Source organism: uncultured Mesonia sp. (assembly GCA_947499595.1).
In the GTDB taxonomy this organism is placed as follows: Bacteria; Bacteroidota; Bacteroidia; order Flavobacteriales; family Flavobacteriaceae; genus Mesonia; species Mesonia sediminis.
Genome location: CANMOY010000003.1, coordinates 211,366 through 225,615, shown reverse-complemented (window position 1 = coordinate 225,615; position 14,250 = coordinate 211,366). Strand labels below are relative to the sequence as shown.

Annotated in this window: 13 protein-coding genes; 10 read left to right on the top strand and 3 right to left on the bottom strand. The window is 37.0% G+C overall.

The window, feature by feature from the left end:
- Positions 1-958: 958 nt before the first annotated feature.
- The 5 genes from ACH2AZ_RS05225 to ACH2AZ_RS05205 all read left to right on the top strand — a co-directional run bounded on the left by ACH2AZ_RS05225 (position 959) and on the right by ACH2AZ_RS05205 (position 5,739).
- Entirely contained in the window at positions 959-1,720 is a 762-nt protein-coding gene (locus ACH2AZ_RS05225; protein ID WP_394906959.1) for an NERD domain-containing protein, read from the top strand.
- A 279-nt stretch (positions 1,721-1,999) separates the two neighbouring features.
- The gene (locus ACH2AZ_RS05220) at positions 2,000-3,268 is read left to right on the top strand and encodes a chloride channel protein (protein ID WP_394906958.1); all 1,269 of its coding nucleotides are present in this window, start codon (positions 2,000-2,002) and stop codon (positions 3,266-3,268) included.
- Between the two features lie 374 nt (positions 3,269-3,642).
- Positions 3,643-4,200 carry a hypothetical protein gene (locus tag ACH2AZ_RS05215; RefSeq protein WP_379048399.1) on the top strand — a complete coding sequence of 186 codons (558 nt, stop codon included), beginning with the start codon at positions 3,643-3,645 and terminating at the stop codon, positions 4,198-4,200.
- A gap of 322 nt (positions 4,201-4,522) precedes the next feature.
- Positions 4,523-4,948 (top strand): hypothetical protein, encoded by a 426-nt coding sequence (locus tag ACH2AZ_RS05210; protein ID WP_394906957.1) that lies wholly within the window; start codon positions 4,523-4,525, stop codon positions 4,946-4,948.
- A 170-nt stretch (positions 4,949-5,118) separates the two neighbouring features.
- Entirely contained in the window at positions 5,119-5,739 is a 621-nt protein-coding gene (locus ACH2AZ_RS05205; protein WP_394906956.1) for a hypothetical protein, read from the top strand.
- On the opposite strand, the gene ACH2AZ_RS05200 is transcribed toward ACH2AZ_RS05205, so the two are convergent.
- The 3 genes from ACH2AZ_RS05200 to ACH2AZ_RS05190 all read right to left on the bottom strand — a co-directional run bounded on the left by ACH2AZ_RS05200 (position 5,736) and on the right by ACH2AZ_RS05190 (position 7,917).
- Positions 5,736-6,434: an SOS response-associated peptidase gene (locus ACH2AZ_RS05200; protein WP_394906955.1), complete on the bottom strand. Its 699-nt coding sequence runs from the start codon at positions 6,432-6,434 to the stop codon at positions 5,736-5,738. The genes ACH2AZ_RS05205 and ACH2AZ_RS05200 overlap by 4 nt on opposite strands.
- A 957-nt stretch (positions 6,435-7,391) precedes the next feature.
- On the bottom strand, positions 7,392-7,694 hold the full coding sequence (locus ACH2AZ_RS05195) for a type II toxin-antitoxin system RelE/ParE family toxin (protein ID WP_147862148.1): 303 nt from the start codon (positions 7,692-7,694) through the stop codon (positions 7,392-7,394).
- 1 nt (position 7,695) lies between these two features.
- A complete protein-coding gene (locus tag ACH2AZ_RS05190) occupies positions 7,696-7,917 on the bottom strand; it encodes a hypothetical protein (protein ID WP_147862149.1) in 222 nt (73 codons plus the stop codon).
- Between the two features lie 929 nt (positions 7,918-8,846).
- Here ACH2AZ_RS05190 and ACH2AZ_RS05185 point away from each other — a divergent pair.
- The 5 genes from ACH2AZ_RS05185 (at position 8,847) to ACH2AZ_RS05165 (ending at position 13,740) form a co-directional block, all read left to right on the top strand.
- The gene (locus ACH2AZ_RS05185; protein WP_394906954.1) at positions 8,847-10,109 is read left to right on the top strand and encodes an ABC transporter ATP-binding protein; all 1,263 of its coding nucleotides are present in this window, start codon (positions 8,847-8,849) and stop codon (positions 10,107-10,109) included.
- Complete coding sequence (locus ACH2AZ_RS05180) at positions 10,106-11,170, top strand: DegT/DnrJ/EryC1/StrS family aminotransferase (RefSeq protein WP_394906953.1); 1,065 nt, start codon at positions 10,106-10,108, stop codon at positions 11,168-11,170. Before ACH2AZ_RS05185 ends, ACH2AZ_RS05180 begins: the two co-directional genes overlap by 4 nt.
- Positions 11,164-11,802 carry an acetyltransferase gene (locus tag ACH2AZ_RS05175; protein WP_394906952.1) on the top strand — a complete coding sequence of 213 codons (639 nt, stop codon included), beginning with the start codon at positions 11,164-11,166 and terminating at the stop codon, positions 11,800-11,802. The genes ACH2AZ_RS05180 and ACH2AZ_RS05175 overlap by 7 nt, the downstream gene beginning before the upstream one ends.
- A complete protein-coding gene (locus ACH2AZ_RS05170; protein ID WP_394906951.1) occupies positions 11,792-12,742 on the top strand; it encodes a glycosyltransferase family 2 protein in 951 nt (316 codons plus the stop codon). The genes ACH2AZ_RS05175 and ACH2AZ_RS05170 overlap by 11 nt, the downstream gene beginning before the upstream one ends.
- Positions 12,743-12,990: 248 nt before the next feature.
- Positions 12,991-13,740: a hypothetical protein gene (locus ACH2AZ_RS05165; protein WP_394906950.1), complete on the top strand. Its 750-nt coding sequence runs from the start codon at positions 12,991-12,993 to the stop codon at positions 13,738-13,740.
- The last annotated feature ends 510 nt before the right edge of the window (positions 13,741-14,250 follow it).

The following is a 14,250-nucleotide window of genomic DNA, read 5'->3' as shown; positions in this document are numbered from 1 at the left end:
CCTTTTGCGGTCGGGAGAGCGCTTACCTTGGGTAAGCTGTGGTAGCAGCAAAGGTTGAAACTGCTTCTTACTTGGTCTCTCGGTGGTTGTTCTAAAGCTAAGTCATGCTAGTTCTTTTTTATTTACCTAGCGCTAAACTAGAGACTTAAGCAAAGAATACCGGTTTAAATTTTACGAGTTTAAAGCAGAATTTATTGAGTTTCAAACAGAATTTTATGCGTCTACCCGAAAATCTTCCGAGTTTACTCGTAAGATTCCCTACTGGCTAGTAATCAGTTAGTTATAAAGCTAATTTTAAGCGGCATTTTAATCGGTTGCAACCGGAATTTTTAACCCTTTTCACTGTCCAGAGCATTTTATCTCCATGGCAATTGCATTAAACGTCCGTCTCCCACAAAATTGAATGAGTATAAAATATTGCTCGCTCACCTATGGTTTAGGATGATAATTGGGGTTACAAAATGCAAGCTAAAAGCATACCTGCTTCGTAACTCCTTCGGTACTTCTTCGTTCATCCCTCGAAATATAAGGATTTATCGATGTTTTATCGAAGGAGTATCGAGCTAGCATCGAGGTAGCTATGGCGTATCCCCGGGTATTTTAAGCGATTTTTATGGCTTAAATAGGCTTCCCTATCGCCAAGAAATGCTAAGCGAGGCGGTACCAGCAAAGGGATGTTTGATTGATTTTGGTTAAAGTCATCAGGTGTTGAGTCGGTTGCCACTGCTTAAAGCGACCCCTTCGTGAGCATAATGAAAAGACTTGATTGCGCAGGTCAAGGCGAAAGTGAAAGGTCTGAGGGCAATGTTTATTTAATTCTATTGCTTATTTTTGTTGCTATCGATTGGTCGTACCCTAAATAAAGCACCAAACCTATCTTGTCAAATTTCAAAGCAAATAAGAAAATCATCTGCTTTCATGGTTCAATTGGCAATGGTTTTTTAATTAGTTGATTAGAATGGCACTTTACTTACTACTTAGCCTACTTTTTCTTTTTCTTCTTTATCAACTTTTCAAATTAAACCTATCACCAAAAATTAAAGGTGCTGTAGGTGAATACCGTGTAGCGAACAAATTGAAGCGCTTAAATAAAAAAGAGTATATCATTTTAAACAATCTTTTTTTCAAAACAGCTAATGCCACTACACAAATTGATCATTTAGTGATTTGTAGGAGTGGAATAGTTGTGATCGAAACAAAGTATTATAAAGGATGGATTCACGGGTACGAAAAAGCGAGGTATTGGACTCAAACTATTTATGAGCACAAAACAAGATTTAAAAATCCGATTCAGCAAAACTGGGTTCACGTTTTTGTTTTAAAAAAAATTCTGAATACCACATATCCTGTTCAGTATTTCCCCATTGTTGTTTTTACAGGAAATGCTACTTTAAAGAATATCAGCAGTGAACTGCCCGTAATTTATTCTAGTCAACTGAATCAAACCATTAAGAAATTAAACGATCAAAAATTATTGTCGTATGAACAAATGCAAGATCTTGCCACTAGCCTGCAATCTCAACATATTTCAGACACCAAAATAACGAAACAACACTCCGCTCAAATCCGAAAAAAAATTCAAATAAATGCGAGGTATGAAAAGCAAAAGGTGTGTCCTAGGTGTAAAATAAAATTAATAAAGAAAAAAGGCCGCTATGGAAAATTTTATGGGTGTGTCAATTTTCCTGAATGTACCTATACCTTAAGTCGTAATGCTTAATCTGATCGTCCACTTTAAATAGTACCATGCAGCCAAAGCGTCTAATTAAATAAAAACACTTTATATTATTGGTACAAATTCAGCTCGCTTAAGTATAAAAAAAACTTTTCAGTTCAATAGCTTAAAACAACGCATTACTTTTTAATTATGCCGATAAAAACTTACATTCGTCGCCGAACAAAATATAGCTGAATACAAAAGAATTGAAAATAAACTATTGACGTACAATTAGCTGATAATTTGCAGCACAAAGCACTCAGATCACTTAAAAAACAGCTCATGAAATTAAAACAAGGCCGAAAAATACTCCGTTACCGCGAGCGCCTAGACCAACCTTTAGGTTTTAACCCCTTTGTTTTTAGTCGGTCTTTTTTATTATGGGCTTTACTGGGGCTGCTGGGTGGTGTGATTGCCGGATTGTATTGGATTGTATTGGAATTTTTAACCCATCAAATCGCTTTTTTTCAGGGTTGGTTGGTCATTCCAGTGATGGCCCTTGGCGGATTGTTAGCCGGATTGATTATTCATTTTATCGGCGATCCGGGTGAAATCCACTTGATGGTGAATAACATCCGTTTCAACAAGGGTAAACTGGACCCCAAGAACAATCCGTCGATGATTTTATCTTCGCTACTTTGCGTAGCTTCTGGCGGAAGTTTGGGACCCGAGGCTCCATTAGTGCAAATCACCGGCTCTACCGGAACCTGGTTGGGTAAGCTGTTTCGGCTTAAAGGAGAAGATTTACGCTCGCTTAGTATTGCCGGTATGGCATCGGGCTTTACCGCACTTTTTGGCGCTCCGCTAGGCGGCAGTCTTTTTTCTTTAGAAATTTTACACTATAAGTATGCGGTAGAATATTACCGCGCCATTATCCCCGCTTTTGTGGCCAGCTGTTTTAGTTATTTAGTTTTTGCGCTCATCATACACCTGGGATTGGGTCCGGTTTGGGATTTATCGGCTTATGCGTATTCCGGGATATTTGATTTTGCCTATGCGGTTTTATTTGCAGGCATTGGCGCAATATTAGGTTGGACTTTTATCGGGTGTACCAAAATTTTTAAAGTTGCCTTCGAAAGAAAACCCCTACCCATTTACCTTAAAACACTAATTGGAGGCTTGCTACTTGGTAGTATTGCCTATTATTATCCGATAACCCGTTACTTTGGTCACCACGAAATCAATACGCTTTTGACCAGTTCTTATTCCCTAGCCTTTTTAGGCGGAATTCTAGTTTTTAAAATCATAGCGATTTCCATTACGGTTACTTCGGGTTGGCGAGGCGGTTTTATCATTCCTCTATTTTTTGTAGGGGCTACGGCTGGTTTGATTTTACATGAGCTTTTTCCTAGCATTAATTTAAGCCTAGCTGTGGTAAGTTGTATGGCGGCGATCAATGCTTGCGTGACCCGAACGCCGATGAGTACTACTATTTTACTGGCTACCTTAACGGGATTTGGACACTTTATTCCCATTTTATTCGCTAGCCTTACCGGATATTTTCTCGCACCAAAAACCCCTTTTATCGGTTCACAAATGAAAAAACAATAGACCTCTTTCTTGATAATCAAACTGAAATTGCTAAATACTAATTGCTGATACAAAATAAAAGCTTGGCCAATAAGACTTAAAAGCTACGGGATAGGCCTATACCTTATCTTTATTTTCCTAGATTAAGCCATTCCTTTAAGGATTTTATCTGCACCCGTAAATATATTTTAAACCAGTTGTTCCGCTGCCTATACCCCAAGACGTTAGGTAACCTAACAAAATAATTTTAAGAAATTTTTAAATATTTTTAGGATTAATAAACCTTATTTGCAAAAAGATTTTATATTTACGCAAATTTTAAGCTTAAATTAACACAAAACTAATCTTTGCCTTTTCTCCATGGTGGTAAAGGCTAATTTCAAAAACACCTAAACATGAAAAATTTTATTTTTGGAATGCTATTTTTAGCTTCCTTTGCAAGTTTCGCCCAAGAAGAAGTTAAAGAACCAACTTTTATTGGTGAGGCCTTTATTCTAAAAGATAACAATGAAACCTTAGATTTACAAAAAGAACATGTGCAATTAAAAACCCGTGCTGGTGCTGGCGTTTACTTAGCAGGAATAGGTAAAGTGAAAACTAAAATTGATATTCCTAATTGTTGTTCGGATACCTCTTATCGTCCTAAGAAGGAAATAAAATTGGTGGTACGGGCAGTAGATAATGAAACGGATCCGTTATCGATTATTCAGGTTTTTAAATTCAAAAAGAAAAAGAAAAAGAGATTGGCTGAATTGTCTTCGGTAGGTACTTTTTCTGGTGGTTCTTCGAACAACTTGGATTATCTAAAGTTTAAAGCCGAAAAGTTTGGTAAAAATTCATACCTGCTTTCGATTGAAAATTTTGAACGCGGTGCTGAATATGGGGTAATGGTAAGCAATCCTAACTCATTAGACGAAAAACAAACCATTGTTTCTACTTTTGGGGTAATCTAAACCAAATTATAAATCAAGGCTCTGTTATGGCTATTAACGGAGTCTTGTTTTTTAAACAAATAAGACGAAAAGTACTTCCCGCCGTTTTTTTTAAAGCCTACTGGTTCTTTTATCCCGTGTTTATTGCAGCAATGACTACTATAGGTTTTGCTAAACACCTCCCTCCTGCATCAATTTTGTTTTAACCTGTGCTGTAAATGATTTTGCTAGAGCCATCCGCTTTAAGCGGAAAATAAAATCTAATTAAACTTTTTTTAACTTAACATGCTTGTCTTACCATAAATTTTATAACTTATACTTCAAAATATTTTAGCTTATTATTGTGAATACCGAACAGAAAGAACTGATTTATAAGATTGCGCAAGAATTGGATTGCGGAATGGATTGTTATTATAATGTAGCAACCAAAGAACTCATAAGCGTACCGGGCGAAGGTTATGACATGAGTATGGATTTTGAAATGGAGGAGTTTTTTGAGGAAGACCTCGAAAGAGTCAAAGAACAAGAGGAGGATTTTATTTTTATTGAAGCCCCAGATTCGCAGACTTCTTTTGGTATTATGGAATCTTTTGTAGATCAAATTGATGATTCGCGCTTTAGCACTCAATTGCAAACACTCTTGCAGAACAAATATCCGTTTCGGAATTTTAAAGCTAAAGTAGAAGGTTCTGCTTATCGGCAAGCTTGGTTTGACCACAAACAAAAGGCGCTAGAAAATCTTGTAGCGGAAACCTTGAATTTTAACTAAAAGTAGCCTGTTTTTATCATCAGTCAGTTCAACGCTACTTTTAAAGGCGCTGCAGTAGGTTTTGTTTGTTTTTTCTATTTTTGGCGACTCAAGACCTTTATAGCTCTATGAATAACCTGGCTCCCCACCCTTTTTTCCGCAAAAGCGAATCCCAACAAAAGCGTTTTTTATTGCGTTTAGCTCTGCTTTTCGCCGGGTTTATATTGCTAACCTGCGCGCTTGGTTACTTTACCGGCTGGTATTTGATACCGGTGCTGAGTATCACCCTAGGTTTATCGCTTATCGCTCCGTTTTTTGATATTCCTGCACTGCAAAAAAAAGGTGATTTAAAGTACTATTCCCTTCTTTTTCTCGCCGAAAAACCCAAAAATCAGTGCCTTAAAATTCACGCAGGTAGTTTGTTTGATTACTATTTTGTACTCGATCGCAGTAGCACGCCCCAACAACGAAAGGCTTTTATCATGCAGCAGTTTTTAAGTGGTTTATTGAATTTTATCGAAGCGCATCAAACACATAAGCATCTAAAAGTACGCGGCACCAGCTATATTATAAATGCACGCACAGCAGAAAAAATCGGCTTTAAGCCGCAAAAAACAGACGGACTTCAATTGCTCATTTTGGGCTACAACTACTTTAACCTTGTAATAGCCAATTCACTTGCCAAGGGTAAATTTGCTTTTCCTAAACTGAACAGAACCATTAGCTTTGAAGCAGATATCTCAGCGCTTATCGAACATAAAGCCAATATTCAAAACCTACACGATCGTTTACTGCGCAGCCAAAAAGCTTAATCTTGTGTTGCTATAGGCTCTAGGATTTGTGGTGTATTGGTATCTATTTGTCTTTTATAAAGGTCGCTACTCACCGCATGGGCTTTTAAATCCTGCTGTATAAATCCGTTGTTGATGAGCTCTTGAATATCGGCATCGCTAAGATTGGGATCTAGCCAATCTCCCTGCTTACTCGGATCTAAAACCAAAGGCATACGTTTTTTGGTATTATGAATTTCGGCGAAAAAAGGATTGGCTGCCGTGGTTAAAATACTTACGGTATAGGCTCCCGAAGCCATTTGCGTATAGATGCCTGCAAAGCAAAACAAGGCTTGCTGCGGTAAATAACAATAATAAGGTTGTGCCCCACCCGCCTGATGATGAGGTTCAAAAAAACCATCGGCTAGAACCAAACAGCGGCGTTCACGAGCAGCCGATTGATACATACGCGAACGCAAAACACTTTCGCTTTTGGCATTTAGGGTATTGTATTTTTTTCGGAAAGCCTTTACATCGGCTTCACCAAAGGGAGCCACAAGGCCCCATTGCATAGCATAAACCAAATGTGCCTCTTCTTGGGGTATCACATATAAATTGGGATGGGTAAATCCCGAACGATGATAGTAAGGAGTAAACAAATCGGGATTTTTAAATTCAACCGAAAACGTCTTTTGAATTTGTTTTTGCGTTTTATGCAAAGAGGTTTCATAACACATAGGGCTTACTTTTTTGAAGATAGCGGAAGATACATAATTTTATGGGATTATGGAATGGGTAAAACCCTGCTTTGAAAAGCTTTTGAATTGGGCTGCTGGTGTGTAAAATAACTCTAAAACCTGCCTTGTCACACCGGGTGGGGGTTTTTGGCGATAGAACAAAAATGCGAAGTATCGAGATCCCGAATACTCGAGACTCCCAACAGGTCGTACTAATTCGGTATAAAACCTACCTTGTCATGTCGAGTGCGATTTTATGGCGTGAGCCATAAAAACGTGTATCGAGACACGGTCGAAAAGTAGCGAGTTTATTTTCTTTTTCATAACCTACATCATAACAATTCATCAATCTTGCTATGTCCTAATTTTCATTTTCTTTACGGTGTATTCCTCTCGCTGCGCTCGTCGGATACAGGAGAAAACGAAACAAAAGAAAGTACACTTTTTCTGAGGTATTTTTCAGGCAAGCTGAAAACCACTTGTATTTCGCTAAATTGGCTCCAAGGCTTTCCCGAATGCTCGGGACTCCCCAAGGGTCGCACTAGGTAGATAGAAGTAAAATATCTAATTTTATATACTCAAGCCTATTACACTAAACATTTTAATGCAAAACACAAGTTATACTGAAGAAAAAGATTGCAAAGCCCTGCTTTGAAACGCTATTTGAATTGGGCTGCTGTTGTATAAAATAACTCTAAACCACGCCCTGTCAGTTCGAGTTTCGGATTTTTGGACGATAGAACAAAAATGTGAAGTATCGAGAACAGGACGAAAAGTAGCGAATTTATTTTTTGGTTCGTTTTTGATCAAGCAAAAATGAATAAAAAGAATTTGTAGCTTTTTATATGATGCTGGATTTTGATGAGGAAAGAGAGGTTAATTTTTTAGTTAATTTAGGAATTGAAAATTTGTAAAGAGAACGCGATGCAATCGCGCACCAGCGAAGGCTTTCGTTTTTTATATTTCTTTATCCAGCTTATTCGGATTTTGTCTTGTGTCAAAAAACGTAACAATATTTATTCGTTTAGAATTATAGCGATAATATAAAGTAGTTTGCTTTGTGATTACGCATTTTCTTAAACTTTTTCCTTTTTTAGATTCTGGAAATATTTCAGGCTGGTTTTTAATTATATCAATTGATGCGTCTAACTTTTCAACAAAGTCCTTTTTTACTTTAACAGACCATTTTTCAGTTAAGTACTCGAAAAGTTTTTCTAATTTCCTTTCGGCCGTTTTTGAAATAACAACTTTTCTGCTCAATTTATCTGTGTTTTTGTATAAAAGATTCGTAATCCGTTATATCTCCATTTTCTATTTCACGAGAAGCTGTTTCAATTTCTTTACGTTGTTCAATAGATAAATCATCCCAAAAGTCAGCAGTTTGTGCTTTTTTGAAGATTTTTTTAATTGATTCAATGATTTTAGGATTTTCGGTGTCCAATATCATTTTTACCAATTCTATTTTTTCCGCTTGAATATTCATCTCTCATTTATTTATAATCAAAAATAATGATTTTAACCTGAAACTTTGATTGGAAACATTTTTTTTTAAATGAAGTCCAACTACCCTATAAAATAAATTACTACTTAATCTAATCCTCTACTTTTTTCCATCGCCGAAAAAAGTAGCAAAAAAGTCTAGGCTTACGAAACTAGTGCTAAATTGTAGGTTTGCAAGCTAAATTTTAGGAACTCACCCGATTTCCAATCGGTCTCAAACAGCCTAAAATTTTTAACGCTTACTGCACTGCCAATTTTACGTGCTATTTTCGATAGGCCGATTTAAAAAGTGGTTGTGTTTCTTTGTAGAAAACCACGTCTTGTCAGTTCGAGTTTCTCATTTTTGGGCGCTAGAACAAAAATGAGAAGTATCGAGAACAGGACGAAAAGTAGTGAATACTTTTTTAGTTCGAACTAAATCACTTCTCGATACAACCCAACAAGTCCAACTACGGCATAAACGCCTGTTGGCTAGGCTGGCCCACTCGAAGTGACAGAGCGTTTATTACCTACTTTGTTTGGATCGTTTTTGATCAGGCAAAAATGAATAGAAAGAATTTGTAGCCTTTTCTTTGAAGTTGGATTTTGATTGGGAACGAAGTGCTTATTTATTAGTTGATTTAAGAATTGAAAATGTTTAAAAAGAACGCGATGCAATCACGCATCAGTAAATCTGCTTTGAATCGCTATTTGAATTGGGCTGCTGAATATCACTCTTCTTATCTAGTGCAATATGAATTATTGGAACAGCACCGCCAATTTTACGCACTATTTTCGATAGGGCGTTTTGAAAAGTAGTGGTCACTATATTCTAGTAGAAAAAACAATATCTCGAAAAGCGGTGGGGTTTCTATTGAATTTCCTATTTTTACTTTTTGATTGAATTTTGTAAATCCAGCTTTCGAAACAGGCATGAGCGACATCATATTAAAAGCCGAAAACATCAGTAAACAATACCGTTTAGGTCTTGTGGGCACCGGAACCTTAAGTCATGACTTGAACCGCTTGTGGCACCAGCTGCGCGGTAAAGACGATCCCTATGCTAAAGTGGGTGCGGTAAACGACCGCTCGGCTAAGGCTAAAGAAGACTATGTTTGGGCACTGCGCGATATCAACTTTCAAGTAAAACGCGGAGAAGTCTTAGGCATCATCGGGAAAAACGGAGCAGGAAAATCGACTTTACTTAAAATCCTTTCCCGGGTTACGGGTCCAACCACCGGAAGCATTAAAACCAAAGGACGCATCGCTTCTTTACTAGAAGTAGGTACAGGCTTTCATCCTGAACTTACCGGTAGAGAGAATATATTTTTAAACGGAGCTATTTTGGGAATGACCAAAGCCGAGGTCAAAGCAAAGCTCGATGAAATTGTGAGTTTTTCGGGTTGCGAAATGTATATCGACACGCCGGTAAAACGCTATAGTAGCGGTATGCGCGTACGTTTAGCTTTTGCCGTAGCCGCACATCTAGAACCCGAAATATTGGTGGTAGATGAAGTCTTGGCCGTTGGCGATGCCGAATTTCAGAAAAAAGCCATTGGTAAGATGCAAGACATTTCTCAAGGTCAAGGCCGCACCGTATTGTTTGTGAGTCATAATATGGCTTCGGTAAAAAGCTTGTGTACCCGTGGAATTGTGCTTGAAAATGGTACCAGCGTTTTTGAAGGAAGCGCCGAAGAGAGTGTAGCATTTTACTTGAATGGAAATCAAAAAGATCTAAACAACTTAAAAGAAATTAATCACATCAAGCATCCTGTTTTTAAACTAAATAAAGTTGGAGTAAAAAATACCTCAGGCAATTACCAGCAGCCTATAGATGAAAACAATGCTATTGAACTTCTTACAGATATAGACATCTACGAGAATCCTGAAGATTATCACATTACCTACCATCTCATAAATGAAATGGAAGAGCCTCTATTTTCTTTATCCAGCTATTTCGGAGAACAACCGCTTAAAAAAGGTAATAATAAATTGGTTACAATTTTCCCAGCCAAATTTTTGCAAGCTGGCAGTTTCTCTTTGAAATTTATGTTGGTGGAAAAAAAGAAAAAAGCTATTTTCATAGAAGATAAAATACTGCACTTTAAAATAGTCAACGGCGAAAGAAAAATAGGAACTTTTATGGGTAAAGAGCCTGGTTATATTACACCTAATCTAGAATGGAATAGACTATGATTACTGTAACTAAAACCTTTTTCCCACCAATCACCGAATACCAAAAATATTTAGAGCGTATTTGGCAAAACCAATGGTTAACCAACAATGGAGAGTTGTTTCATGAATTAAGTTCATCTTTAAAAAATTATTTAGGAGTAAATCACATACTCCCCATGACCAATGGCACCCTACCCTTGCAAATCGCTTTAAAAACTTTTGCACAAGGCGGAGAAGTAATCACCACCCCTTTTTCGTATGTAGCCACTACTTCAAGTATTGTCTGGGAAAATTGTACTCCTGTGTTTGTAGACATTCACCCCGAGTACCTCTGTATTGATGAAACCAAAATAGAGGCGGCTATCACAAGCAAAACCACGGCTATTCTTGCTACACACGTTTTTGGAAATCCTTGTCATATAGAAACAATAGAGAAGCTGGCATCAAAGTACAATCTAAAAGTAATATACGATGCTGCGCATTGTTTTGGTGTCAAATACAAAGGAGAGTCTATATTTAACTTTGGTGATGTAAGCACCTGTAGTTTCCATGCTACCAAGCTTTTTCACACCGGTGAAGGCGGTGCAGCATTTGTACAGAATAAACAAGACTATCACGAAATTTATTACCGTCATAACTTTGGACACGACGGTCCATTGCGTTTTCACGGATTAGGAATCAATGCTAAAATGAGTGAGCTACAAGCGGCTATGGGGCTTAGTGTTTTACCGCATATGCCCGATATTTTAGATGCTCGTGCCAAGGTTTGTGCATTTTACGATAAAGCCTTAACGTCTTCGAGAATACAAAAGTTAAAGATAAGGGAAGGAACAGACTGGAACTATAGTTACTATCCCATTATATTTGAGACCGAAGAAGATTTATTACAGGTAGAAAAAGCGATGAACCAGGAAGGAATTTATCCCAGAAGGTATTTTTACCCTAGCTTAGAGAATTTACCCTATATTCAAACAAAAACTTGCCCTATCGCTCACAGTATTGCTTCGCGTGTAATGTGTTTACCCCTGTATGTAGGCCTTAACAAGGAAGATTTAAAAAAAATAGTTTCATTTTTATGCTAATAATTGGCGCAAAAGGCTTTGCCAAGGAAATTTTACAAAGCTTAGATAACAAATTGTTAGAACCATTAGCGTTTTACGATGATGTAAATAAAGATATTCCCGAAAAATTATACGGTTGCTATCCTGTTTTGAAGAAAGAAGCTGATGTCTTAAATTATTTTCATAATGTTTCAGATAAATTCTGTTTAGGTTTAGGTAACCCTCAATTACGTTTAAAATTATTTAAGAAATTTGATGAATTAGGAGGAACTTTGGTTTCTACGATTGACAAAGCCACAAACATCGGCAAATACGCCAAAATCGGCGGTGGAACTAATATTTTAAGTGGTGTTAATATTTCAAATGGTGCCGAATTGGGTAAAGGTTGCTTGGTGTATTATAATGTTGTCATAACACACGATGTAAAAATTGGTGAGTTTGTAGAGCTTTCTCCTGCCTGCAAACTTCTAGGCCACGTAAATATAGGTAACTATGTAAGTGTTGGCGCTGGTGCTATTATCTTACCTAAGGTGCAAATTGATGAAGGAGCCGTGATTGGTGCAGGAGCCATAGTAACTAAAGATGTAGCAGCCAATTCTGTAGTTGTTGGTAATCCTGCGAAACCTTTAAAACAACGAAAAGGTGGAAAATAAAGTTACAATTTCAATAGTAGTTATTACATATAATCACGCCAAATTTATTAATCAAGCCCTTAATGGTATAGTTTCCCAAAAGTTTGATGGTTCAATTGAATTGATTATTTCAAATGATAATTCTACTGATAATACGAATGAAAAAATAAATTGTTTTCTTAAAAAATTCAACCAAGAAAGAAAAAAAGATTTTCTAATAAAATATTATAATCACCCTAAGAATCTTGGCGCCATTCCAAATTTTAAATGGTCCTTAAGCGAAGCACAAGGTAAATACATAGCCATTTGCGAAGGAGATGATTACTGGACCGATCCCTATAAGCTACAAAAACAAGTAGATTTTCTTGAAAATAATCCGGAGTATGTTGTTTGTAGTCATAACGCTAAAATTATTGATTCTAATGGGGTATTGTTAAAAGACAAAAAAATACCTCAACTTACGAAAGATCGTGATTATTCACCTTATGAACTACAAACTGGAGCATTCCTATTAACTCTTGGCATGGTGTTTAGAAATGTAATTAAAGATTATCCTCCTAATTTTAGTAAAGTGTTAAACGGGGATACTTTTTTGATAAGCATTTTAGGAGCTTATGGTAAAGGAAAGTATTTGGAAAACATACAACCAGCCGCCTACAGAATACATGAAGGGGGAATTTGGAGTACATTAGAAACCTTAAAAAGGTTAAAAGCTTCTCGAGTGTTCAATAAAGAAATGATGGTTTATCATAAAAATAATAAAGAAGTATTTAATTATTGGCAACAGAAACAACGTAATGTTAGCAGGAAGCTCCTTAGGTTATTAGCAGAAATCGACAATTTTAAAGATTACTTTTCAATCAATATTTTTTATATTACTCAAAATCCCGTATTTACCTCTAGATATAGGCTTAAAGAACTTTTAAAACAAAATTATTTAGCAGTAAAATCAATTATTTAATCCTTCACAACCGTAAAATTTTATACCAAGTGCTTAACGAGCAGCATCTGTTGAAATCTTTAGCCCAACAACTTCAGCCACTTTTAGAAGATGCAAAAGCAGATTAAAATCTTAAATATTTGCTAACCACAAGTAAAAAAAGACTTAAAATATAGCGCCTAACAGGGATTTTAAGAAATGTTTATCAATGCGTCTATACTAAACCGAGAATCAGGCGTTATATTAGCACGAACAAAAAACACATACTTATGACATTAGTAAGAAATTTAAAATTAGCCGGTATGGCTTTAGCCTTAGGCGGAATTTTAACCGCATGTTCTAGCGACGATGACGGCGCAAAAAACACCAATCAGGGTCAGTTAAAAATAAAATCAACTGCCAGCTATTCGGGCGAAACCGCTCGTAATGCCAATGCGGTTGTGTTAAGCAGCTTTATGGTAAACTTCAAAGAAATCGAATTGGAGTATGCCGAGGAAGACAGCAATGGTGTAGATCTTTATTTTGATAGCGAAGATGAAGTAGAATTACGCGGACCTTTTGAAGTAGATTTGTTAGCGCAAAACAGCGTGAGCTTAGCGACCGTAAATGTTCCTAATGGTGTTTACGAAGAAGTAGAGTTTGAATTTGACAAAAGCGAAGACAGTAACTCTGCCCTTTTCGGAAAAAGTATGCAATTAGAAGGAAGCATCAACGGTACTCCTTTTGTTTTCTGGCATGATTTTGACGAAGAGATCGAAGTAGATTATGAAGATCAAGGTACCAACTTGGCAATTGACGGCAACAGCAGCGAATTGGTAATTAACTTTGATTTAGATGCTGTGGTAGGAATCAACGGTTTGGTTGATTTAAGTATCGCCACCGATTTAGATGGTGATGGTACCATTACTATAAGTCCAGAAGATCAAGACGGCAACCAAGCCTTGGCTGCTGCGCTTAAATCGGCTATCAAAGCACAAATCGAGTTGATGGATGATATGTATGACGATGATGAGGACTAATTTATAGTTCGCTTTCGCGGAATAAAAAACTGCGTTTCCCCAAAGGAAACGCAGTTTTTTTTTATCTAAGCTATACAGCATTATACTTTATGCTTTATCGCTAGTCAAAATGCGGCTTCACTCCTACCCGCTACCAGATTTTTTCTCCTTAAGCCCATTCCCTACCCTATAGACGTTTGGGTGGTACCGAGAAGTGGTTTTCAGTGAGAACTAAAAAATTATTCGTTAGTTTTCGACTGCACCTCGATACAAGGGTTTTCGCCTATCGTCAAAAACCCTCACTCAGTGTGACAAGGTAGGTTATTTTACGAAAGAGCCATAAAAAGAAATACCTTTTTAACCCGGCCTATCGAAAATAGCACGTAAAATTGGCAGTGCAGTAAGCGTTAAAAATTTTAGGCTGTTTGAGACCGATTGGAAATCGGGGGAGTTCCTAAAATTCAGCTTGCAAACTTACAATTTAGCGCTAGTTTCGTAAGCCTAGACTTTTTTGCTACTTTTTTCGGCAAT